18 protein-coding genes and 2 pseudogenes are annotated in these 24,055 nt (G+C 59.7%); 4 read left to right on the top strand and 16 right to left on the bottom strand.

Annotated elements, in window-relative coordinates:
- Positions 1 to 199: 199 nt before the first annotated feature.
- From F8N80_RS31730 to F8N80_RS24035, 8 genes are all read right to left on the bottom strand, one after another.
- On the bottom strand, positions 200 to 1,318 hold the full coding sequence (locus tag F8N80_RS31730) for a hypothetical protein (RefSeq protein ID WP_150784835.1): 1,119 nt from the start codon (positions 1,316 to 1,318) through the stop codon (positions 200 to 202).
- Between the two features lie 367 nt (positions 1,319 to 1,685).
- Complete coding sequence (locus F8N80_RS24065; RefSeq protein WP_150784834.1) at positions 1,686 to 2,282, bottom strand: cytochrome c3 family protein; 597 nt, start codon at positions 2,280 to 2,282, stop codon at positions 1,686 to 1,688.
- Positions 2,283 to 2,291: 9 nt separating this feature from the next.
- Complete coding sequence (locus F8N80_RS24060; RefSeq protein WP_150784833.1) at positions 2,292 to 2,777, bottom strand: nitrate reductase cytochrome c-type subunit; 486 nt, start codon at positions 2,775 to 2,777, stop codon at positions 2,292 to 2,294.
- Positions 2,778 to 2,788: 11 nt separating this feature from the next.
- A complete protein-coding gene (gene napA / locus F8N80_RS24055; protein WP_150784832.1) occupies positions 2,789 to 5,293 on the bottom strand; it encodes a nitrate reductase catalytic subunit NapA in 2,505 nt (834 codons plus the stop codon).
- Positions 5,290 to 5,550: a chaperone NapD gene (locus tag F8N80_RS24050; RefSeq protein ID WP_033059994.1), complete on the bottom strand. Its 261-nt coding sequence runs from the start codon at positions 5,548 to 5,550 to the stop codon at positions 5,290 to 5,292. The genes napA and F8N80_RS24050 overlap by 4 nt, the downstream gene beginning before the upstream one ends.
- Before the next feature lie 33 nt (positions 5,551 to 5,583).
- Entirely contained in the window at positions 5,584 to 5,751 is a 168-nt protein-coding gene (gene napE, locus F8N80_RS24045; RefSeq protein ID WP_064677494.1) for a periplasmic nitrate reductase, NapE protein, read from the bottom strand.
- A gap of 246 nt (positions 5,752 to 5,997) precedes the next feature.
- Positions 5,998 to 7,305, bottom strand: a complete 1,308-nt coding sequence (dctA, locus tag F8N80_RS24040) for a C4-dicarboxylate transporter DctA (RefSeq protein ID WP_150784831.1) — start codon at positions 7,303 to 7,305, stop codon at positions 5,998 to 6,000.
- 93 nt (positions 7,306 to 7,398) lie between these two features.
- Complete coding sequence (locus F8N80_RS24035; RefSeq protein WP_150784830.1) at positions 7,399 to 8,568, bottom strand: mandelate racemase/muconate lactonizing enzyme family protein; 1,170 nt, start codon at positions 8,566 to 8,568, stop codon at positions 7,399 to 7,401.
- Positions 8,569 to 8,667: 99 nt separating this feature from the next.
- Here F8N80_RS24035 and F8N80_RS24030 point away from each other — a divergent pair.
- Positions 8,668 to 9,557: pseudogene (locus F8N80_RS24030) on the top strand (LysR family transcriptional regulator).
- A gap of 6 nt (positions 9,558 to 9,563) precedes the next feature.
- On the opposite strand, the gene F8N80_RS24025 reads toward F8N80_RS24030, so the two are convergent.
- From F8N80_RS24025 to F8N80_RS24010, 3 genes and pseudogenes are all read right to left on the bottom strand, one after another.
- Complete coding sequence (locus F8N80_RS24025; protein ID WP_150784829.1) at positions 9,564 to 12,008, bottom strand: hypothetical protein; 2,445 nt, start codon at positions 12,006 to 12,008, stop codon at positions 9,564 to 9,566.
- 457 nt (positions 12,009 to 12,465) lie between these two features.
- Positions 12,466 to 12,780, bottom strand: a pseudogene (locus tag F8N80_RS24020) (bestrophin family ion channel); the annotation flags it as partial.
- A gap of 286 nt (positions 12,781 to 13,066) precedes the next feature.
- Positions 13,067 to 13,918 (bottom strand): CAP domain-containing protein, encoded by an 852-nt coding sequence (locus tag F8N80_RS24010; protein WP_150784828.1) that lies wholly within the window; start codon positions 13,916 to 13,918, stop codon positions 13,067 to 13,069.
- Between the two features lie 141 nt (positions 13,919 to 14,059).
- Between F8N80_RS24010 and F8N80_RS24005 the strand changes: the two genes are divergently transcribed.
- The gene (locus F8N80_RS24005; RefSeq protein ID WP_150784844.1) at positions 14,060 to 14,674 is read left to right on the top strand and encodes a cell wall hydrolase; all 615 of its coding nucleotides are present in this window, start codon (positions 14,060 to 14,062) and stop codon (positions 14,672 to 14,674) included.
- Between the two features lie 12 nt (positions 14,675 to 14,686).
- Here the strand turns inward: F8N80_RS24005 and F8N80_RS24000 are convergent, their stop codons facing one another.
- Positions 14,687 to 15,610, bottom strand: a complete 924-nt coding sequence (locus tag F8N80_RS24000; protein ID WP_150784827.1) for a LysR family transcriptional regulator — start codon at positions 15,608 to 15,610, stop codon at positions 14,687 to 14,689.
- A gap of 136 nt (positions 15,611 to 15,746) precedes the next feature.
- Here F8N80_RS24000 and F8N80_RS23995 point away from each other — a divergent pair, with 136 nt between their 5' ends.
- Positions 15,747 to 16,802, top strand: coding sequence for a tartrate dehydrogenase (locus F8N80_RS23995; protein WP_150747409.1), 1,056 nt, complete (start codon positions 15,747 to 15,749; stop codon positions 16,800 to 16,802).
- Positions 16,803 to 16,895: 93 nt separating this feature from the next.
- Positions 16,896 to 18,251: a dicarboxylate/amino acid:cation symporter gene (locus tag F8N80_RS23990; protein ID WP_150747410.1), complete on the top strand. Its 1,356-nt coding sequence runs from the start codon at positions 16,896 to 16,898 to the stop codon at positions 18,249 to 18,251.
- Between the two features lie 39 nt (positions 18,252 to 18,290).
- Here the strand turns inward: F8N80_RS23990 and F8N80_RS23985 are convergent, their stop codons facing one another.
- From F8N80_RS23985 to F8N80_RS23970, 4 genes are all read right to left on the bottom strand, one after another.
- On the bottom strand, positions 18,291 to 18,776 hold the full coding sequence (locus F8N80_RS23985) for an adenosine-specific kinase (protein ID WP_150747411.1): 486 nt from the start codon (positions 18,774 to 18,776) through the stop codon (positions 18,291 to 18,293).
- 126 nt (positions 18,777 to 18,902) lie between these two features.
- Complete coding sequence (locus F8N80_RS23980) at positions 18,903 to 22,379, bottom strand: hypothetical protein (protein ID WP_150747412.1); 3,477 nt, start codon at positions 22,377 to 22,379, stop codon at positions 18,903 to 18,905.
- A 306-nt stretch (positions 22,380 to 22,685) separates the two neighbouring features.
- On the bottom strand, positions 22,686 to 23,384 hold the full coding sequence (locus tag F8N80_RS23975) for a dienelactone hydrolase family protein (RefSeq protein WP_150748867.1): 699 nt from the start codon (positions 23,382 to 23,384) through the stop codon (positions 22,686 to 22,688).
- A gap of 54 nt (positions 23,385 to 23,438) precedes the next feature.
- The gene (locus F8N80_RS23970) at positions 23,439 to 23,954 is read right to left on the bottom strand and encodes an HvfX family Cu-binding RiPP maturation protein (protein WP_150748868.1); all 516 of its coding nucleotides are present in this window, start codon (positions 23,952 to 23,954) and stop codon (positions 23,439 to 23,441) included.
- Positions 23,955 to 24,055 lie beyond the last annotated feature (101 nt).

The raw sequence follows: 24,055 nt of genomic DNA, 5'->3' as shown, positions 1-24,055 counted from the left end.
GACGCGCTCTGCGACAAGCGGCCGACAGGTGGCAACGTCATCTCGAATTTATGGTGATTAACCCTGCATTCGGGTTTCTGGATATTACACCCAGTGCCTGATCAATAGGCATATCGACCTGCGGGCAAGAAATCTGCGCCGAGTGGGACGGAACGCATGCGCTGATTCTGCGTGGCGGTCGAGTAGCGCAACGAGTCAGTCATTGCGTATGCATACCCTTGCAACCCTGCGAAAGGATCGCCTGACGCATACTTCTAGTGTCACTTTTATCGATGAAATTGATGGCGTAGAGTGTTTGCTCTGCATCAAAGGGGTCTAATAAAAAAGGCGCTACGCTTTTAGCGTCAGCGTTTAAATCGGCGAAAAGATTGTACTGGTCTGCTGAAGCAAAATGCTGCGTTTTCCCCCAGGGTAGCGTCATTAACTCATCGTAGGGTGGAGATTCATGTACGGGTGTTTCAACGGTGTTGAGCTCGTTGGCCATTGAGGTGTTGGCATAGAAACGAAATGCCGTATCAGAATAAGCAAAGGCTATTTTTCCAAGAAGGGCGAGTTTGTCTTCGAGGTTTGCGTCTGGCTTGAAAAGCCTCGGCATTAACATCAAAGCCACTGAGGAGCCTCGTTTGATAGTGCTGTGAAGATTGCTTAGGCTGTCGAGGATTTCTTCATCGGTGAGTATTCTCCGAGCACCTGAAGATGTTGTGTAGTTTCCGCCCAGCCAGATGATGTTGTCCATATCCAGAAAGGGGGAGTGAGCGGGCGAAGGGATCGCGTTGCGAGTACTTCGAATAGCTAGGGAAGTGCTCCAAAGATGATGATCTTCCATCTGGTTGAGCTTTTTGAATAACGCCAGGTCTTTGAATCTTAACAGGGAAACTTGTGATTTTAGAAAAAATACATTAGGCGACTGAGTGTGATCCTCTTTTAGAAATTGCATGATGGGCGCGTCAATCAAATGTGAATACATGCCAATTTTTTTGACGGCGATCAAGTTTTTTCTGTTATCACTCAGCAACATCTCGCCAACGGCGCCTTGCCCAATGAGCAGGATGCAACTGTATTTTTCCATATCAATAAGGTTGGGCGGTGTGTCGGACAAATTGACCAGGTCCGGTTTTTTCGAGGGCCATTCAGCTATCAGGCCGGCGGCACCGTTGGCATCACCACCATTACCTTTTGTTATTATCAATACCTGAGGCGCCTTTTCCGGACTGGAAACGGCGGTGTCGATGCCTGCCCCTGAAAGTAAACCCATCAGCAGCAGTGTCGAGTATGTATTCCTTTTCATATAGGCACCTGTATTCCAGTCCTTGGCCAAGTGTGATTGTCGTGGTGATTAATTCCAGAGTTGTTTTATTTCTATTTTCCTCGGTGAACAAGTGATGGCGGTATGCCAAAGTGATTCAAAAGATGAAGTGTGTAATGGCAAGCCCCTGCATGTGCAAGGTTTGTATCGAACAGGCGCAACAGGCTCAGTCGATGCAACGCGCAGGCGCAGCTTGCCCATAATGCTGTAGGAGCAAGCTTGCTCCGGGCGGCGTTCCGACGATGGGCGACAACGATAACGCGTGCTGTCTGAATGAACGCGTCGCACTTGAGTCCATCGCGAGCAAACTCGCTCCTACAGTGAACCGCATTACCGCATTACCGCATTACGGACATTACGGCTTTGCGGGCGCTGGAATCTACCAGCCCTTGACCCCGCTCATGTCCGGCAGCTTGTGAGCAATCCCCTTGTGGCAGTCGATGCAGGTGGCTTCACCCTTGGCCAGGGATGTGGAGTGCATGGCTGCGGCGCGTTTGCCTTGGCGGGTAAAGTCCATGAACTCGAAGTTGTGACAGTTGCGGCATTCGCGAGAGTCGTTGGCCTTGAGCCTGGCCCACTCGTGTTCGGCCAGCTCGCGGCGCAGGGCGACAAATTTGTCGCGGGTGTCGATGGTGCCGAAGATCTTGCCCCAGACCTCCTTCGAAGCCTGCATCTTGCGCGCGATTTTGTGGGTCCATTCGTGGGGCACGTGACAGTCCGGGCAACTGGCGCGCACACCGGAGCGGTTGGTGTAGTGGATCGTGTCCTTGAGTTCGACGAAGACGTTGTCACGCATTTCATGACAGGAAACGCAGAATTTCTCGGTATTGGTCAACTCGAGCGCCGTGTTGAAACCGCCCCAGAAAATGATCCCGGCGATAAAGCCCCCAAGCGTCAGAAAGCCCAGGCTGTAGTAGAGGCTCGGCTGACGCAGGATGCCCCAGTAGTCCTTGAGCAGGGCGAACAGTGCTTTCATCTTGCCTCCTCAGGGTTTGCGCGCGGCGTTGGCGTCGTCTTGCAATATTTTGTCGATGGTCTCGAAGTTGTTGCCCACCAGGGGTAACACGTCTGTTTGCGGCACATGGCACTGGTTACAGAAGTACCGACGCGGTGACACCGCCGCCAGCGCCTGGCCGTCGCGGTCCATGTAATGGGTGATGCTGATCATCGTCGCCTGGCTCCGTGCGCTGTTGGCACGGCTGTGACAAGACAGGCACTTGTTGCCGTTCATGTCGATTTGATAACCGCGAATGCTGTGGGGGATGGTGGGCGGCTGGTCCGGGTAATTGCGTTCGCGCTTGAGGTCCTTGTTTTCTTCGTTGGCGATGGGCGGGGCCGGCATGCTCTGGGTCAAGGTGCCACCGGGCCGGCGCCCGTCCGGCCCGGAGGCATCGAGCGGGTAGTCGACGTCTGCAGCCATCACCACGCCGATCGCAGCGAGCAGGAGCAACGGCAGGATTCGAAAAGGCATGACGGTTCTCCTCAGGCCACGCTGATCAACTCGATGCGTATCGCACATTTTTTGTAGTCGGTTTGCTTGGAGATCGGGTCGGTGGCGTCGAGCGTGACCTTGTTGATCAGCTTGTTGGCATCGAAAAACGGCACGAATACCAGCCCTTGCGGCGGTTTGTTACGCCCGCGGGTTTCGATGCGCGCGCGGATTTCACCGCGCCGGCTGATCAACTTCACTTCACTGCCGCGCCGCGCCTTCAATGCCTTGGCATCGTCGGGGTGCATGTAGACCAGCGCGTCCGGCACCGCTTTGTACAGTTCTTCGACGCGTTGGGTCATGGTGCCGGTATGCCAGTGTTCGAGCACGCGGCCGGTGCTCAGCCAGAACGGGTAATCGGCGTCCGGGGCTTCGGCCGGCGGCTCGTAGGGGAGGGCGAAGATGATCGCCTTCTTGTCCGGGTGGCCGTAGAACTGCACCCCGCTGCCTTTCTCCACGTAGGGGTCCAGTCCCTCGCGATAACGCCAGCGGGTTTCCTTGCCGTCGACCACCGGCCAGCGCAGGCCTCGTTCGCTGTGGTATAGGTCGAACGTGGCCAGGTCATGGCCGTGGCCGCGGCCGAATTGGGCGTACTCTTCGAACAAACCTTTTTGCAGGTAGAAACCGAAGGCCTTGGCTTCATCGTTCTTGTAGCCGGCTTGCAGTTGCTCGACGGGGAACTGGTCGACCTGGCCATTTTTGAACAGCACCTCGAACAGGGTCTTGCCCTTGTATTCAGGGGCCTTGGCCAACAACTCGGCAGGCCAGGTCTCGTCGGTGGTGAAACGCTTGGAAAACTCCAGCAACTGCCACAGGTCCGACTTGGCGTCCCCGGGGGCGGTCACCAATTGATGCCAGAATTGCGTACGCCGTTCGGCATTGCCAAACGCACCTTCCTTTTCCACCCACATGGCGCTGGGCAGGATCAGGTCGGCGGCCTGGGCGGATACGGTGGGGTAGACATCGGAGACAATCACGAAGTTGTCCGGGTTACGCCAGCCCGGCAGGACTTCCTGCATGATGTTCGGCCCGGCCTGCATGTTGTTGCTGGCCTGGGTCCAGTAGACGTTGAGCACGCCGTCCTTGAGCATGCGGCTCTGTTCTACCGCATGAAAACCGGGTTTCTCCTGGATGGTGCCGGCGGGCAGCTTCCAGATTTTTTCGGCGATGGCGCGGTGCTTGGGGTTGGTCACGACCAGATCGGCGGGCAAGCGGTGGGAGAACGTCCCGACCTCGCGCGCCGTACCACAGGCCGAAGGTTGACCGGTCAACGAAAACGGGCTGTTGCCCGGCTCGCTGATCTTGCCCGTGAGCAAGTGGATGTTGTAGATCAGGTTGTTGGCCCAGACGCCGCGCGTGTGCTGGTTGAAACCCATGGTCCAGAACGACACGACCTTGCGTTTGGGGTCGGCATACAACTCGGCCAGGCTTTTGAGGCGTTCAACCGGGACACCGGTCTCCCTGGCGGTTCGCTCCAGGGTGTAGGGTTTGACGAACGCGGCGTACTGTTCGAAGGAGATATCCGTCCAGGTGTTGGCCTTGGCGGCATTCTTCGCGTTCTTTTCCCGTGGATCGTCAGGGCGCAGGCCGTACCCGATGTCATCGGCGCCTTGGGCAAACCGGGTGTGCCTGCTGATGAAGTCCTGGTTCACCGCGCCGCTTTCAATGATGTGGTTGGCAATGTAGTTGAGGATCATCAGGTCGGTCTGCGGCTTGAACACCATGGGGATGTCGGCCAGTTCAAAGCTGCGATGCTCGAAGGTCGACAGCACGGCGACTTTCACGTGAGGCTGGCTCAGGCGCCGGTCGGTGACCCGGCTCCAGAGCACCGGGTGCATCTCGGCCATGTTCGAGCCCCAGAGCACGAAGGCATCGGTGGCTTCGATGTCGTCATAGCACCCCATCGGCTCATCCATGCCAAAGGTGCGCATGAAGCCCATTACCGCCGAGGCCATGCAATGCCGGGCGTTGGGGTCGATGTTATTGCTGCGAAAGCCTCCTTTCATCAGCTTGTTGGCGGCATAGCCTTCCCACACCGTCCATTGCCCGGAACCGAACATGCCGACCGATCCGGGCCCTTTGCTCTTCAAGGCTTGCTTGAACTTGAGTTCCATGATGTCGAAGGCCTTCTCCCAGCTGATCGGCTGGAATTCGCCCTGCTTGTCGTACTGGCCATTGTTCATGCGCAACAGCGGTTGGGTCAGGCGATCGACGCCATACATGATCTTCGACAGAAAATAACCCTTCACGCAGTTCAGTCCACGGTTGACCTCGGCCTTGACGTCGCCATGGGTGGCGACCACCCGGTTGTCCCGGGTCGCGACCATCACGCTGCATCCGGTGCCGCAGAAACGGCAGGGCGCCTTGTTCCAGTCCAGGGTGACCATGTCCGCTTCGGTCACCAGATTGCTGGCGTCGGTAACAATCGGCAGGCCAGCAGCGGCGGCTGCAATGGCGGCGGCCTGGGCTTTGACGAATTCGCGGCGGGTCATGCTCATTCGATATCTCCTTCGGGTTCGAGGAGTTCGTGGTAGATCAACGCGGCGTTGAGCACGCCCGGCAGGTTGTTGATCTGTTCGATGCGTTGCAGAATCTGGCTTTCGTGCACGGCCTCAAGGACCACCACCAGTTTTCCGGCAGCACTTTCCTGGTGCAGTTCCAGACCGTCCAGCAGACGCAGGTTGGCTTTGACGGCGTCGAACAATTCAGGTCGGGCAAGTACGACAAGACTGGCAATGTGCAGAGCTTCGTCCATGTGCTGGCTCCAATAGGCCTTGAGCAATGGCTATCAGTTGGGAGGGCCCGGTGGTCCGTAGAGCATCTGAAAAAACCAGACGAGGAAGCCGTAGCCGCCGACAATGGCAACCGACAGCAGCGGGAAGAGGCAGACGACAAGAAAGAGAAACAGCCGGGTTTCCTTGCGGCGCTCGGGTTTGCGTTCTTCAGCCAATGGCATCGAGCAATCTCCAGCCGAACTTTGCACTCAGACTAGATCACGAAGTTTTCGCGAGTTTTCTGACAGGGGCATTTAGCGACCGGCGGTAAATTAACGTGGCCGCGGTGTTGCAACAGGTATAAGGCGCTAAACCATTACTTCGTTTGGTTACCGTCAAACGGCAATGCCCGACAGCGCGTCGGGCGATGTCGGGCAGTATCGGGGGTGGGTGCAGGCGGACATTGGCTACCGCCTCTCGGCACTGGCTTACGACTGTGTCGCCAGCGCTTTGCGCGCGACCTTTTGCGCTTTCATCTCGGCGATTTCACGCTCGCAGGTCGCTACATCAAATGAGCCATCCCACTTGGCGATGGCGATCGTGCCAATGCCATTGCCGATCAGGTTGGTCACCGCGCGCGCTTCGTTGAGGAAGCGGTCGATGCCCAGGAGCAATACCAGGCCCACCAGCGGGATGGTGTGGATGGTGGTCAGCGTCGCCGCGAGGGTGACAAACCCGGCGCCGGCAACCCCGGCAGAGCCTTTGGAAGTCAGCAGCATGACGCCCAGCAATACGGCTTGGTCCATCAGCGTCAGTGGCGTGTTGGTCGCCTGGGCGACAAAGATCGCCGCCATGGTCAGGTAGATGCAGGTGCCATCCGCGTTGAAGGTGTAGCCGGTCGGCAGCACCATGCCCACCACCGATTTTTTGCAGCCGAGCTTTTCCAGCTTGACCATCATGCGTGGCAGCACCGCTTCGGTGGAGCAGGTCCCGAGCGTGACCAGAATCTCGTCCTTGAAGTAACGCAGGAACAGCATCAGGGGCATGCCCGACCATCGCGCGATCGATCCCAGCACGACGATGATGAACAGCAGGGTGGTGGCATACAGCGCAATGAGCAGATGCCCCAGCGACCACAAGGTGCCGATGCCGTATTTGCCGATGGTGAACGCCATGCCGGCGCCCGCACCGATCGGGGCCAGGCGCATGACCATGGCGACGATCTTGAACAGGCCTTGCAGGAACAGGTCGATGATGTTGATCAGCGGTTTGCTGGCCTCACCCATCTGCACCAGGGCCACGCCCATCAACACCGACAGCAGGATCACCTGCAGCATCGAGCCTTTGGCGAACGCATCGATAAAGGTGCCGGGGATGATGTTGAGGAAAAAATCTACGGTGCCGCCCTGTTCCTGGGCGACCTGGGCGTACTTGCCGATCGCGCCGGCATCCAGAGTGGCGGTGTTGATGTTCATGCCCACGCCGGGCTTCATCACATTGACCACGATCAGGCCGATGACCAGGGCGATGGTCGACAGGATCTCGAAGTAGATCAGCGCCTTGACGCCAATCCGCCCAACTTCCTTGATGCTGCCCATCTTGGCGATCCCGACCACGACCGTGCCGAAGATGATGGGCGCCAGGAGCATTTTGATCAGCTTGATAAAGCCGTCGGCGAAGGGTTGCAACTTGGCCCCCATGTCGGGCACCAGGTATCCGAAAATGGCGCCGATCACGATACCGATCAGCACTTGCACATACAGCTGGCCATACCAGCGGGACTTGGACGTTTCCACGGATGCACCTCATTTTATTGTTGTGGTCGGCGTGGCGTCATCGGCAGACGCCATCAAACGACGGCTGCGCAATGCAGCCGTCGTTGTCGCTGATCAGCCTTCGCCGAGTTCGCGCATGACGGCGTACAGCGCGGACTTGGCTTCGAACCCGACTCCCGGAATGTCCGGCAGCCCGACGTAGCTGTTCTCCACGCGAATCCCGTCAGCGAAACCGCCGAATGGCTGGAACACGTCCGGATAGGATTCGTTACCGCCCAGGTGCAGGCCGGCGGCGATGTTCAGCGACATCTGGTGGCCACCGTGGGGCACCACGCGGCGCGACGACCAGCCCAGGTCTTCCATCACTTTCAGGGTGCGCATGTATTCCACCAGGCCGTAGGACAGGGCGCAGTCGAACTGCACGTAGTCGCGGTCAGGACGCATGCCGCCGTGGCGCAACAGGTTGCGCGCATCCTGGTGGGAGAACAGGTTTTCGCCGGTGGCCATCGGCAGTTCGTAGTGGTTCGCCAGCTCGGCCTGCAGGGCGTAGTCGAGCGGGTCGCCAGCTTCTTCGTACCAGAACAGGTTGTAGGGTTTGAGGGCTTCGGCGTAGGCAATCGCGGTCTGTTGATCGAACCGGCCGTTGGCGTCGACCGCCAGGCGCCGGCCGTCGCCCACGACCTTGAGCACCGCCTCGATCCGGCGGATATCGTCAGCCAGGGGCGCGGCGCCGATTTTCATCTTGACCACGTCATAGCCACGGTCCAGGTAGCTGCGCATCTCGTCCTGCAACTTGGTGTCGTCCTTGCCCGGGTAGTAGTAACCGCCGGCGGCATAGACCCAGACCTTGTCGTCGGCCACACCGTTACGGTAACGGTCGGCCAGCAGGCGATACAACGGCTTGCCTTCGATCTTGGCGACGGCGTCCCACACCGCCATGTCGATCGTGCCGACCGCGACCGAGCGTTCGCCGTGGCCGCCTGGCTTTTCGTTGGTCATCAGGGCTTTCCAGATGGCGAACGGGTCGAGGTTGTCGTGCTCTTTGTCGATCAGCGTATCGGGATCGGCTTCGGTGAGGCGCGCCAGGAAGCGATCGCGCATCAGCGCGCCCTGGCCGTAGCGACCGTTGGAGTTGAAGCCGTAGCCGATGACGGGTTTGCCGTCGCGAATCTGGTCCGTGATGACTGCCACCACCGAGCAGGTCATCTTCGAAAAATCGATGTAGGCGTTGGCGATGGGGGAGGCAATGGAAACGGTTTTTTCACGGATGTCGACAATACGCATGGCGTGGTCCTCTTGTTGTTGAGGGCCCCACGTTAAGCTTTGCGATGACCCCCGCCCAATGCTATTAATGCCGCGCCCTATGCTCAGGAGGCATTGCCCTTGGAACTCGTCTGGCTTGAAGATTTTGCCGCGTTGGCGGAGTACGGCAGCTTTGTTCGCGCCGCTGAAGCTCGCCATGTGACCCAGCCGGCCTTCAGCCGCAGGGTCCGTTCACTGGAGAACTGGATGGGGGTCGAGCTGTTCATCCGCACGCCGCAAGGGGCGACGCTGACCGAAGCGGGGAAGCAAATGCTGCCCAGCGCCCAGGAAGCACCAGACGCCTGTACCGGATGCGCAGCGAAGCGCAGGAAGTCGCCGGCATGGCGGCCAAGACCCTGCAGTTCGCGGCGACCCATTCGCTGTCTTTCACCTTCTTCCCGCGCTGGCTCAGAAACGCGGAAAAGGGCACGCCGATCGAGGCCGTACGCCTGCATTCCGACAGCATGGTGGTCTGTGAACAGATGCTGGTCCAGGGGCAGGTGCAGTTCCTGCTGTGCCATCGTCACCCGGACGTTCCGCCGCTGCTGGCGCCCGATCAGTTCGTCAGCCGGAAAATCGGCGAGGACGTGCTCGTTCCACTGGTCGGTGCTTCGGCCCATTTCGGCTCATCCCCGGCGTCGCTGCCGTACCTGGCTTACACCGAGGAATCCGGACTCGGCCGGATCGTCGCGCATCGCCTGCAAGGCAAGGAAGATTGCCTGCACCTCAAACCGCTGTTCAGCAGCCACCTCGCCGCCGTGCTGATGTCCATGGCGCTGGAAAGCAAAGGGGTGGCCTGGCTGTCCAGGAGCCTGACGGAACAGGAAGTGGTCGATGGCCGGCTGGTCAGGGCTTTCGATGAAAGCTGGGATATCCCGCTGGACATTCACCTGACGCGACCGCTGGCGCCGATCAGTCCGTTTGCCGAGGCGTTCTGGGCCGGGGTGGGGGCGAGCGGCAGCCCTGGATGACCTCTGTCATCTCGACACGCGATCACACACTGCCTGGTTGGTCGCCAATCGAAAATAATAATCCTGATACCAACGCTTGTAACTTTCCTGCGCTTCGGGATCTGCCTGTTGCAGAACTTCCATCAGCCTGGCCTCAGGTACTTCTTCCCAGCGGATTGTTGGCTGGTAGGGGACGTAGTTGCGTGTGGCGCGCTCCAGCGTTATCAGCTGAATCAGCGGGAAGTCTTGTCCAAGACCCCCTGCCAACGCTGTACGAAAAAAGCGCTGCAATAGCACGAAGTCTTCCAGCGGCGCCATGAAGTCGTCGTACGAAGGGCTGTTCAATTGGGCTTTCAAATAACCTGGCAGACGGTTCGCTACTCGCTGGCGCAATGGCTGGAGTCCCCGCGCAGGGAATTCCACTGCAGTTACCCTCGCTTCGCCGGCAACCTTTTCGGGATCCAGCCCACGCCTGAGTGAAAAGGTGGTGTGGACCCAAATCTCAATATCTCCAAGAGGGTCAGGGGAGCGTTTCATCCATGCCCAGTCTGGTCCTGCCGAGACTCGACGCTCCCGAAACTGTGGGGTGTGATCTTCAGCCAGCCGGTACTGATCCGGCAGGCCTGGACCCGATACATCGGGCATGTTGCCGGGGGGCGCGTAGGAGGCGGTGAACGTGTCGAGCAGCCGATCTGCCTCAGCCACCCTGCAGCCCAGCGGTGTATCGGTCAGCACGGGATGAGTATAAGTCACACGGCTGATCAACTTCCCGTCACCGGGCGCACTCATCACGGCCACCACTCGACCATCCGCTGCGTAGCGCATTGCCTGGTTGACGATGGCCGCATCATGGACGCCAAGATTTACCCATCGATCATTCGACATGATCTCCAGGATGACTTTGGTGGTTGTGTTGCCTGTTGCCGGTTGAAGGGTCCAGCGAATCTGGTTGGCATCGATCCCTTGAGGGTAAGTGTCCTGGCCGATCAATACTTGCCGGACGCGCAAGCCACTTGAAGCCACTTCGAAGTCAGTGGCCCCAGGGAGCAGTGGATCATAGCCATCCAGACGTTCTTGCAATACTGCTTGCATCGGGGGCGGGTGAAACTCGGCGACCTTGGCGCTGACCGCCTCGGCGATTGTCGCTTCACGCAGGGCTTCGGGGCTTGGTGTCCAGCCCTGGCCGTCGGCCGCCATCAGCGACCTGACCAGGTTGCGAGTGTCGTTTGTGGCTTCAAAGGAGGCCTGACGCGCCGCCACGGCAAGCACACCGGGCGGGGCAGAACTGATGAGTGCTTCGGTCACCCAGTGCTTTGCCCAGGTTTGCGTCCAGGTTCTGACGGCATCCCTACCCAGGTCTTTAACCAGTGTTTGAGCTTGTCTGCCCAATTCTGTCGTGGGTATGGCGACGACTGGCCCAAAGGCCTGGTCCAGCACGTGTGCAATCAGTTGTCCCTGGGCATCCAGGGGGGCGAGCGGGGTGCCATAGCGCTGTTCGAGCACTGCGGTCAATTGTGCTAAGAGAGTCGGGTTTTTCTGTTCAAGGCGAGCGACAGAGGGGGCTATTGCCTGCTCGATCTGTTGTTGGGCTTTGACAATGCCTGCCTTGTCCTCGATACCATCGCCGAGCGTCGCTGCGACCTCGCGCCGGACTTTCGTCGCGCTGTCGGCAGAGGCAGACATTTCGATGCGCTGACCGGTCAAGGCTGCACGGACAAATTCGGACTCGTTGCGGTTTGAACGGGTGACCTGTACCCATTGCTCAAAGGCCGTGCTGCGGGTCATATCACTGAGGGCTGCCCGTACGAAAAGCCGGGTGGCGGCCTGGACGGCGGGGGCAGCAGCATCTGGATAGACAGGGGCGGCGTTGGGATTCTTTAGCAGGGGCATGGCGGACAGCACTTCTTCCATGTCCCGTTGCGCTTGTTGATCTGCCGCATTCATCCGAAGGTTGTTGATCATCAACTGCATGCTGCGGGCCAGTGGTTCGGCGCACCAGCCAATCAGGGAAAGAATGAGCAGAGCGGTGGCGACATAGGGCAGAGGCTGTCTCACCCTGCCTTGGTCTTTGCCCGATTGTTCGCTGGACAGCATGCGCGCCTGGCGCGCCGCAAAATACAACGAAAGGCCGACGCCGAGTAAACCGAGGATGCCCAGCAGTGTGCCGTATTGGCTGATCTCCCGGATTACCCCATGGATCGACTGTGCCGGGTCAATGACCGCTTGGGGTACGACATGGGTGCTTGTGGCCAGGAAACGGCATGCCCGGAGGAGCAGGACCACGGTGCCAATGATGATGGCCCCTATCCACGATAGATGTCGGATGCGCTTGAGCACTGTCAGGCTGCCGGTACGCGTCGTTCTTTCTCGACGATCGACCGCCTTGCGTCGAATTTTGCCAAGAACCACCAGCCACAAATGACACAAGGCCCACAGTGCAACAAGCAGTGTCAGGATGGCATAAGGGCGCATGGCGTTCTCCGGCAGACACGGCGCTTGCTTTCACAGCCTTGATCGCAGAACGCGACTGCCGTGCCGATTTTCCTCGATGCACAGAAAATCGAACCACCACGTTTTTGTGCACGGCCGTCTGTACAAGGGCGCCGAACTCCTGATGCTGCCGTGCCACCCTAGCAGTAAGGTTGCGAAATATTGACAGCGCAAACCCGATGAGACGAACGGCTCGCTCGGCGCATCGCTGATGGGTAGGGTCCCAATGCCCAGCATTGTGCAAACGGTTTAACGCAGCCTGTTCAACTGACGCAGCCCATCAGCCGTGACCCAGTGCAATGGCAAACGAGACCACGATCATGCAGGCAAATGCAAAATTGAGATTCATGAAGAGTTGTTCCGCGATAGTCGAATCGGCAACATCTTGCCCGGCGCGGGGAAGAATAAAAAATTCGCCTTCATGATTTGAATGATCGACAGAATTGATGACTTGGGTTTCACGAATCATCGAGCGGATTGCGACTAGCATTTCGCCCCAGGCTTTTCGCGCTTCATACCAGCGGTCATAGCAGGCGTTGTTGCGAAAGCTCATGAAAATCGAAAGGGACAAACCCAGCAAGGTGAAAGGTGTGGCGTTGACCTTGGCGAAGTAGCTGGGGTGCAGGGTTTCGACGAGCACGATGACGCAGGCCAGCAACGTCACCATCAGGCTGCGCACGGCAATCCGCTTGGCGATCGAACCCTTGAGCGCACTCAGGATGTTGATCAGGTTGGGTTTGGGTCTGACGATCATGGGGCTACCTGCGCAGGAGTCCGCCTTGATGGGGACTGCGCTGTTCACGGATGTGTTGAGCGCAGACTAAATGCAACGTGGCAGGGCGTCCAATCACTGGTTATGACCGGTTGATCGACGGAATCGATGACGGACACTCGTTATGAGGCTGGCCCGGATCCCTTGTGGGAGCGGGCTTGCTCGCGAATGCGGTGTGTCAGGCAACATTTCCATCGACTGACACACCGCATTCGCGAGCAAGCCCGCTCCCACATTGATCGGTGCCGGGTCTTGGATATGCGGGTGTTTATGGCGTACCGAACATCGCCGTCCAGTAGATCCCCGAATCACTCTTCGGATCAACCGCATAGGCCGCGCCCAACTCCTGGAAGCCTGGGTTCATCAGGTTCGCGCAGTGACCGGGACTGGACACCCAGCCATCGACCACCTTGCGCACGGTGTCTTGCCCTGCGGCGATGTTCTCGCCGATCTGCTGGCCGCTGTAACCCGCCAGTTCAGCCCGATCTCCCGGAGTGCGGCCATCGCGGTCCTTGTGATCGAAGTAGTTGTTGTTGGCCATCGAGCGCGAGTGAGTCTCGGCCGCCGTCGCCAGCGTGGCGTTCCAGGCCAGTGGCGTGGTGGCGGCAAAGGATTGCGTACCGCACTGGCGTGCCCGGCTGCGGGCGACATTGAGCTCGGCCAGCAACTTCTGGCCTTCTGCTTGCCAATCGCCGAGTCCCCTGCTCAACAGCGGACGGGCGAGCACGATGCGCCATTCACGGTCCTGGTGGCTGACACCGATGTCGACGAATTGCGGGTCCAGCACCACCTGGCAGAAACTCTGGCGAATCGCCGTCATGGCCGACTGCGCATCACGGGGACCGGACAGACTGATCGCCTGCGCATTGACCATCGGATAACCCGCCGTCGCCAAGGCCTGCTGCAGATTGCCGATGCTGGTGTTGGACAGCGCCAGCCGTGGATCGCCCGCCAGCGGCGGCAACTCCGGTGAGGCCTGACCCGCGCACGGCTGCGACTGGCTGCGGTAGGTGTTGATCGAGTCGATCAGTTGTTTCTCGTCGGCCGCCAGCGCATTCACGGCGCACAACAGACTCAGTGTTAACGTGGTAAGACAGCTGACGGATGATAGGACGCGCATGAAAATCCCCTTGGACGGACTGCGGCCATAATGCGCGAAGTTGCCCCCTCGCAGGCAACGGATTTTTCAGAGGGTGGTGGCGTGATTGCCATCATTTCACTACTACACTGGAACGATACTGCCCACCGAGTCATCTCGATCATGCGCCCCCACTGGATAGCCACCTGCCTTGCCATGATGCTGCTTGCCGGTCCCGTCATCGCCGCGGATCAACAGCAAAAACAACAAGCGGCGGAGAACAAGGCCGAGGTGCTTGAGCAAAAAGCCGCAGAGAACAGCAGTCCCGCGACCAAAACCGAAGCCATCACTCAGTCTGAAGTCCAGGCGGTGGACCGTGCCGGCGCTGCGCCGCTGGATGACGCGATCACTTGCCTGGCCCGTTCCATTTATTGGGAAGCCAAAGGCAAGAATTCCGCCGACATGGAAGCGGTGGCCAATGTCGTCATGAACCGACTGGGCCATGGGGGTTTCCCGGATACGGTGTGCGGTGTGGTCAAGCAAGGTTCCGAAACCAAGAGCTGCCAGTTCTCGTGGTGGTGTGACGGACGCTCCGATTCGGTCCAGGAAGAGGTGCCTTACGCACTTGCCAAGGAAATCGCGCGCAAGGCGCTGAACAAGCAACTGCCGGATCGCACCCGCGGCGCGCTGTATTTCCACGACCGCACGGTGAAGCCGGATTGGTCCAGGGCGTACATCAGGACGGTGGACATCGGCTTGTTCCGGTTTTACAAGCCGCAGGGTGGGGACGCGAAGTAGCCTCCACCCTGTTCAATCCCGGGTAGCGTCAGCTTCCTCCAGGTGATCAATGTGCTTGAAACGCTCCACCAGGAAATCGATCAGGCTGCGCACCCGCGCCGACAGGTGCAGCTGTTGCGGGTACACCGCGTAGACATCGGCGCGGGTGGGGGTCTGATCCTCCAGCACCAGGCGCAGGCGGCCACTGCGCACGTAGCGGGCGATGTCCCATTCGGCCCGCAGCAGAATGCCATGGCCTTCCAGCGCCCAGTTCAGGGCCACTTCCCCGTCGTTGCAGCCCAGGGCGCCGCGCACCTTGATGTTTTGCGTGCGTCCACCGTTGGTGAAACTCCACACGCCATAGGGCGTTTCGTTCTGGCGCAGGAAGATGCAGTTGTGTTGCTGCAAATCCGCCAGGCGTCGGGGCACGCCGTGTTTTTCCAGGTACAGCGGCGAGGCGCATAACAGGCGGCGATTGGACGCGATCTTTCGTGCATGGAAAGCCGCGTCCGGCAGCGTGCCGAAACGAATCCCCAGGTCAAACCCGTGGGTTGTCAGATCCAGCGGGTGGTCAGTGATTTCCAGTTGGATTTCCACCTCCGGGTACTGGGCGAAGAAGGCGCCCAGGGCCGGGCCGATGTAGCGGCGACCGAAGCCCAGGGAGGCGTTGACGCGAATCAGGCCTTTGGGGGTTACCCGACTGCTGCTGATCAGCTGCTCGACCTCATCGATCTGCGTCAGGATCCGGGCGGCGTGGGAGAAATACAGTTCACCTTCGGAGGTCAGGCTCATCGAGCGCGTGGTGCGGTTCACCAGGCGGATGCCGAGCCGTGCTTCCAGTGCGCTCAGGCGCTTGCTCACGGCCGGCGGTGTCACGCCCAGTTCCCGAGCTGTTGCCGCCAGGCTGCCTTTATTGGCCAGCAGGTAGAAAAAAGACAAATCCAGGGTCTGGCTCATTAGTAACTCAAATTCATCTATGTAGTTATTTTGGGTAACTCACGCGCATTTGCTCACTACATATACTCCGCTCACACCCTGATTGAACACCCCCGTTCGACAGGCACAACAAGAACCCAACGAGAGTGGAGTTGACATGAGCGCATACAAAATTGCTGCGGTACCCGGTGATGGCATTGGTGTGGAAGTGATCGCTGCCGGCGTCGAGGTGCTGCAAGCCCTGTCGAAAAAATCCGGCTTCGAGCTGGATTTCAAACACTTCGACTGGAACTCGGATAACTACCTGAAAAACGGCTACTACATCCCGGAAGGCGGGCTGGACGAACTGAAAACCTTCGACGCCATTTTCTTTGGTGCCGTCGGTGCGCTCAACGTCCCGGATCACATTTCCCTGTGGGGCCTGCGCCTGCCGATCTGCCAGGGCTTCGACCAATACGCCAACGTGCGTCCGGCCCGGGTGCTGCCAGGGGTGAAAAGCCCGCTGCTCAATGGTGACCAGATCGACTGGGTGGTGGTGCGGGAAAACTCCGAAGGCGAGTACTCCGGCAACGGTGGTCGAGTGCACCGGGGCCTGCCGGAAGAAGTCGCCACCGAAGTGTCGGTGTTCACCCGGGTCGGCGTCGAGCGCATTCACCGCTTCGCTTTCGAACTGGCGCAAAGCCGGCCACGCAAGCACCTGACCATGGTCACCAAGTCCAACGCCCAGCGCCATGGCATGGTGCTGTGGGACGAGATCTTCTACGAAGTCGCCAAGGACTTCCCGGATGTGAAGATCGACAAGGAACTGGTGGACGCCGTGACCACGCGCATGGTGCTCAAACCCTCGACCCTGGATGTGATTGTCGCCACCAACCTGCACGCCGATATCCTGTCCGACCTGGCCGCCGCCTTGTCCGGCAGCCTGGGCATTGCCCCGACCGCCAACCTGAACCCGTCGCGCCGATTCCCTTCGATGTTCGAACCCATCCACGGCTCGGCCTTCGACATCACTGGCAAAGGCGTGGCCAACCCGATCGCGACCTTCTGGACGGCGGCGATGATGCTGGAGCACCTGGGCGAGCCAGCCGCGGCGAAGCAGTTGATGTCAGCCATCGAAGCCGTGACCGAAAGCGGTCTGCATACCCCCGATCTGGGCGGCACGGCCACCACCCGCCAGATCACCGATGCGGTCATCGCATTGATCAATCGCTGATTCAAAGTCGTGCTGCGGCACGACGCCAAGGGGCGGATCATCCATCCGACCCCTTGGCATTTCCTGACAACAATAAAAAATCAGGGCCCTGTCATGAAAAGAATATTAGGCAAACTCTACGTACAAGTGCTGATCGCCGTCATCCTCGGCGCCATCGTCGGGGTATTCGTTCCCGAAACCGGCACCGCGCTCAAACCCCTGGGCGATGCATTCATCAAGCTGATCAAGATGCTCCTGGCGCCGGTGATCTTCCTGACCGTGGTCACGGGCATCGCACGCATGGAGAACATGAAGGAGTTGGGGCGAGTCGGCTTTCGTGCGCTGATCTATTTCGAAGTGGTGTCGACCCTGGCACTGGTGGTCGGCCTGGTGGTGGTCGATGTATTCAAGCCCGGTGCGGGCATGAACATTGACGTGGCCACCCTGGATACGTCCAGCCTGGCGACCTACACCTCGGCGGTGAAACACGCCTCGTTCATGGACTTCGTCATGAACATCATTCCCGACACCATCGTCGACGCGTTCGCCAAGGGCAACGTCTTGCAAATCCTGTTGTTTTCCATACTGCTGGGCATTGCCCTGGCCCATGTCGGGCCCCGTGGCAAGGTGTTCGTCGACACCCTGGACAGCCTGATGCAGGGCATGTTCCGCATCGTCAACATGGTCATGCGCCTGGCCCCCATCGGCGCGTTCGGCGCCATCGCGTTCACCATCGGCAAGTACGGTTTCGGCTCGCTGTTCTCCCTGGGCAAGTTGATGGCTTGCGTGTACCTGACGTGCGCGGTGTTCGTGATCTTCGTGCTGGGGCCGATCTGCCGCTACAGCGGTTTCAGCCTGTGGAAGTTCCTCAAGTTCATCAAGGAAGAACTGTTCACTGTGCTGGGCACCAGCTCGTCGGAATCGGTATTGCCGCAGATGATTTCCAAGATGGAAAAGGCCGGGGTGTCCAAACCTGTCGCCGGGATGATCATTCCCTCGGGGCTGACCTTCAACCCTGACGGGCAGGCGATCTACTACACCATCGCCGCCATCTTCATCGCCCAGGCCACCAATACGCCGCTGACCCTGACGGATCAGTTGATCGTGCTGGCGGTGCTGATGTTTACGTCCAAAGGCTCTGCGGGTGTCACCGGTTCCGGGTTCATCATTCTGGCGGCGACCTTATCGTCCCTGGGCACCATTCCGGTGGCGGGCATGGTGCTGCTGTTGGGCGTCGACCGCTTCATGTCGGAAGCCCGGGCGATCACCAACACCATCGGCAATGGCGTCGGCACCATGGCGATTGCCAAGTGGGTCGGGGCGCTGGACAGCGTGAAAATGCACAAGGCGTTGAATGGCGAGGTCGAGGAAGAGAAAGCCGTGACGGTTCAGGCCGAGGGTAACCCTGCTCATTGTGCGTCGAGCGCAGGTTCGGTACTGCCTGGCCTGCAAGAAGTCTCCCGGGCGTAAAGGCTGAGGCGCTGAACCTTGTGGGGTTCAGCGCCTGGCTCACAGTTTGTAGCCGATCTGGCGCAACAGGTTCTTGCGCCACAGGATGTCGTCCTCGCTTTCAATGCCCTGGGCACAGAAACCGTCCGCCACGCCCAGAATCGCGCGCCCCTGGGCCGTCTCGGCGAGAATCACTTCAGTCGGATTGGCCGTTGCACAAAAAATCCGGCACACCTCTGGCACCATTTTGATGGTGTTCAATACGTTCAGTGGATAGAAGCCGTCACCGAGGAAAATGATGAAACTGTGGCCCGCGGCGATGGCTAGCGCATTCTTGCGGGCCAGTTCGATCATGCCCTGATCGGTGCCGGACCAGCGCACCAGGCATTTGCCGGAGGCTTCGCAAAAGGCCACGCCAAACTGGATGCCGGGCACGGCATTGACCAGGGCTTCGTGGATGTCTTCGACGGACTTGATGAAATGCGTCTGACCAAAAATGAAGTTGGTCGCTTCGGGCTTGTCGATTTTCACTGTGATGAGTTGCATGTCGAACGCCTCCTTTCACCGTGTTGCTGCCAGGGCCTGACCTCACATCAAGCATAGCTACCCATAGGCTGATGCTTGCCAGTTAACGTGGATCTTGAGCCTGGTGGATGCCCCCTCGCCACAGGGCTAGAACTTCGCGTAGTTCAAGGCATCGACGATGGCCGAGCCACCGATACCGGTCAGCGACAGCAGCAGCGCCCTGATCAGCGGATCTTCGGCGTAGCGTGAGAACGAGCCGGTAGCGAGCGTCGCCACCCGCTCGCGGATCATCTTGAACTTGGCGTAGCCAGGCGTCGTTTCGGGTGTTTCCAGCAGGTAGGTGTCGAGCCTTTGCAAGGCCTGCGTACGGGATTTTTCCGCTGCACGGCGCAGCGACAGCGCGGAAACCAGCAGAATCAGCGCCGTCAGCAGGTAGGAAATGATCAGGCTTGGCGGTGTCGGCCAGTTATCGAACAGGCTGCTGCGCGAGGCCAACAGGATCAACAGGACCACCGTCGGCGCATAGATGAGGCGGCTGACGGCTGAGGTGCGCTTGGCGATCAGTTGCAAATCCACCCACTCGTCGATGCACGGATGCTTGAGCAGGCCGAAGGTTTTCTTGTGTTGCAGCTGCAGGGAGCCGGGCCAGATCGCATGATGCTCGCTGAGATGGCGGATGAATCGCGTCAGCAGCAGATTGGCGTCCACCACCCAGAACACCAGGAGCTGGAACACCAGGGTGGGGATCAGCCAGGTCATCATCCACGCCATCAAGTCACCCCGTATGGGCATGCCCTGCATGGGCCAGACGACAAACAGCACGCTGGTGACCACCACATAAATCCAAGTCGCGAGCATGGCGCGCAGCATTCGGGCGCCGAAGGACCCGCAGACGCAGTGCTCCCCCCAGAAGCGGGCAATGACGATCATCTTGCGTCCGTCGGTGCACGCGGCCTGTGCAGGTGCGCAGGACTTTGACCATTGCTCGTTCGCGCTCAGCAGCGGGAAGAAAATCAGCATGAAGAAATGCCCCAGCTCGTTGCTCCAGCGCCGACATTTCCAGTCTTTGCCTCGGCGAATCAAGCCTCGAACCTGGCCCCACAAGGTCATCTCGTATTGGCGCATGTGCAGGCGCAAATGGTACGCGGCTTCGATCTCGGCCCGGTTGACGCGCAGGTTGCGCCAGCCCCATGCCAGCGCCGAGAGGGAAATCAGCACCGCGAGCAGCCGCAGGGCCACGGTGGGCCAGGCACTGATGCCTTCAAACAGGAACATCGGCTCGCCGAGCCCGTTGTCGGTCAAGGTGCTGCGCATCTGGTACGCCAGCATCAGGGCCAGGATGAACATGACCAGGGGGACCACGATGTACCAGGCCCGGGCGTTGTATAAGCCAGTGTCTGCGGTAGTCGTCGATGCGTGGGCCAACGCCAGTGGCCTGGCCGAGCGCCGGGTCAGGTTTGACGAAACGATACCCAGCAGGATCAGGACGAAGGTGAACCAGAGGAACTCCGCGTGCCAGAACCGTGTGGCGATAAAGGCGCAGATCGCTGCCACCATGAACAGCGTGATCGGCACACCGCGGACCCAGGCCAGCCGCGCATCGTGATTATCGTGCGGGCCCTCGATCCGCCACCAGACGATAAACCCGCCGAGTAACAGCAGGGTGAGCGTCAGCGGCCCGGCCCAGAAGAATGACTGGGACTGCTTGAATCGATCGCGAATCGATTGGCCGGGCTCGGGGTAGGGCGGTGGCGATCGGTCCTGCAGGCACCGCAGGGCCATCAGGTCGTGGGGCCGGACCCCTCGATCGGACTGCGATTGTGCCGGCGCTTCACAGGTTGCCGGGCGCGAAGCGGTGAGCTGGCTGGCCAGGGGAATGAAGCCACTGATGCCCACTTCGTAAATGCCCGGCGACAGCAGCTCCGATTTCGAATAGTCGAACTTCGCGCGTTTGGCATCGAAGGGTTGCGGTGACAGTGCGGCCAGCACCGAGATGAACACTGCACTTTGCAGGCTGTCGCGAAACGGCGGCACGTCCTGTTGCAAGGCGCGGGTCAGCGTCAGGCCATAGGGGGCGGCGAGTATCAGGTTACGCGTGGTTTGCGCCTGGCCCCGCTGCAGCATGCGGGCATCGAGGTCGGTGGAAAAGAACAGTTTGTACGGCATCCGGCTCTTGAGCGCCTGCAGCACCAACAGCTTGTCGTAGGCGTCGACGCCCAGCACACCGATGGCGCCGATGCCGCTTTCGCCGTTGCGTCGGTAGGCTTCGTCCTCGCGGGCAATGTGGTCGGCGAGGCGCCGCAAGTAATCGAGCTGGGAGTTGCCGTCGGATTTTTCCAGGGGGCTGAGATCGATTTGCGTGATCTCTTTATTTTTACCAGGATCGGCACCGGCGCTTTTATCGTTGCTCGCGGACTCCTCCGGCAGGCGTCCGTCCAGCCCACGCAAATAGCTGAAGCGCAGAATCCACTGATCGACCACGTCCCTGTGGTTGTTTTCGTCACTGCCCAGGCGCGCATCACTGGCGACCTGCGTCTTGAAGCTTTCGATCAGGGCGCGGCTGTAGAAACTGTCCCATTCGGCAATCAAGGCAATGCGATTGCCGCTGCGGCGAAGGTCGAGGGGACAGGGCTGCAGCGTGCCTTGGCTACAACGCAAACCGGTGGCCGGATCGACACGGCGCAACTTCAGTTCCTCGAGCATCAGCCGCGTCATGGTGCCGTCGTCGCTGACGGTGCGCAGCAACTTCATGGGGACCCGGTTTTTCAGCGCTGGCGACAGTTTCCGGTAACCGCGCTCCAGGGTATCGTAATCGGCCGTGGCCAGCGGTGAGTAGATTTCCACGGTGGGCGTGGCGTTGCCGATGTCCTGGTCCTGGTACATGTCGCGCAGGACGGTCGAGGTAGAAGGGCCGATGACCTTCAGGACGGCGTTGGCGGGTGGTTCGGAACATCGATCAGGCATGCAGACTTTATTGATTCTGCTAGTCAGGGTCTGGCGCAGTTGCTCCAGTTGCTGCAACGGCGTTGAACCGAGCGCGTCCTGTTTCAACCAGAACACGATCGTTCGGTCAGGAGGCGGTGGCGCGCCTTCGAGTGCCGTTGGCGGATCGAATGGATTGGAGACGAATATTTCATAGGGCACGTCGACGAAACCGGATTTTGGCGGGGTCTCAGGCGACAGGTTGGCGGCGAGTCGCAAGCAATGGATGTACTGTTCCTGATCCGGCACCCGGTGAGCGTTCTTGAACCCCGCCAGCAGGGCGTAACGCATGCGTCGCCGCCGTTCGACTTCGTCGGCGTAAGGGCCGCCTTCGACCAGCGCCACCATGATGTCGGCGGCCGGTTTTGCTCCGACCAACGGTGATAGGCCGGGGCTGCAGACGTTCTCCGCATCCGGGTTCTTGCTGTCCGTGAGCTTCTTGCGATAGCGCTCGACCGCGTCGAACGGGTCTTGCCATAGCCGCGCTTCGATGGGAAGTTGTGCCTGGAACTGGGCGCCGATGGGGCGCGGCTCAAGGAAGGGTTCGCGGTTGAGGGCGAACATCGACACCACCACACTGAGGATGACCGCACTGCCTGGCAGCCAGAAGGCCAGATTGACGCCGGAATCCTTGTTGTCCATGGCCTGTGCCTCTTGTTTTCGGCCAATTGATTACAGTTATGTATAGACCCGTTTAGGGCATACAGTGAGAAGCTGGTGGCCGTAAAGCTGGTCGCGGCTCAGGAAGTGAAGGCTCGATCCCCCTGTAGGAGCTGGCTTGCCAGCGAAGAGGCCCTCAAATTTTGCATCGATCTACCGATGTACGCGGACCCTTGTAGGAGCTGGCTTGCCAGCGAAGAGGCCATGTCAGCCGACATCGATGCCGAATGTCAGTACGCCTTCGCCGGCAAGCCGGTCTCGCTCCCACAGGGAATCCGCCTGCCGGCCTTACAGTTCCTGACCCAAAAAGATCAACGTATTGCCATGGGCCTCAGCCGCCGCGCGCTGGTTGTAGCTGTCACGATGCGAGCAGTTGAAGCCATGTTCGGCCTCCGGATACACGACGATTTCCACGTTATCGTTGTTCTCGAAACGCTCGGCGATTTTCTCCACGGCGTCCAGCGGAATGTGACTGTCCTCTTCACCGAAATGCATCAGCAGCGGCACTTCGATGTCATCGGCGCGCTCCAATTGGTTCTGGATCCCGCCGCCATAATAGGCCACGGCCACGTCCACCAGCCCATTGGCGGCGGTGTGGTAGGACAGCAGGCCGCCAAAGCAGTAGCCGATGGAGGCGATCCCGCCGTCCAGCCCCGGCTGGGCTTTCAACGCGTCAATGGCCAGTGCGATGTCTTTCTGGGCCTTGCCGACGTCGGTGGCGTTCATCAACTCGACGGCGCGTTTCCAGCCGGCTTCGTCGTAGGTCAGTTCGATGCGCTGGCCACTGCGCCAGAACAGGTCCGGTGCGATGACCAGGTAGCCGTCGGCAGCGTATTGCTCGGCGACCGAGCGAATGTGTTCATTCACGCCGAAGATCTCCTGGATCAGCACAATCCCGGGGCCTTTGCGGGTATGCGGAATGGCCAGGTAGGCGCCGAATTTACCGTCGGCGCTGTCGATCTCGATCCATTGGGTGGTCACGCTCATGATGGCTCCTGTCTACATAAGTGAAGGGAAAGTGAAGCTTGTCACGGTAACATTTCAACCAGGGTTGCGACGCCAGAAGAGTCGAGCCAGCAGCGCATCGACGCTGAGCTTGCCGGCGCCACTGAGCAACAGCGGCATAAACGCCACCAGGTAGATCAGCGGCAGCTTGAAGTTGCCATGGCCCTTGTTGCTGATGGCGTAACCCTGGGCAAGCTCACTCAATGTAGACCAATCGGCCGGCCAGTGAACGGCAGCGGTCGCGACGAGGGTCACCACGATCAGAATGAAGGCCGAAACCCGCGTCCCCAGGCCGATCAACAGGGCGAGTGCGCCAATCAATTCAGCCCACATCGACAGTTCCCAGTTCAACGTGGCCGACACGTGGTTGAACGGAAACGGGAAGCGGTCCTGGATATCGGCGAACCAGTTCTGGCCATTGAGTTTTTCCAGGCCGGACTCGAAGAATTCCCAGGCGAGGAACACCCGCAGGGTCATCGGCGCGATCCAGCTACCGGCACGGTCGAGGTTCAGGTGCAGGCCTTTGACGGCCGAAGAGAGTGAGGTGTTCATGGACGTGATCTCCGTTCAGTCAGGGATGTGGGCAACGGCATGCCCCGCATTGCGTGAGTTGAGCGACTTGACCGGCTTGGCCGATCGACAGGCGCATTTCA

Origin of the sequence: Pseudomonas fluorescens, from assembly GCF_902497995.1 — a bacterium.
GTDB lineage: Bacteria > Pseudomonadota > Gammaproteobacteria > Pseudomonadales > Pseudomonadaceae > Aquipseudomonas > Aquipseudomonas fluorescens_BK.
The sequence above is the reverse complement of the archived record's forward strand: the minus strand, read 5'-3'. Positions and strand labels throughout refer to the sequence as shown.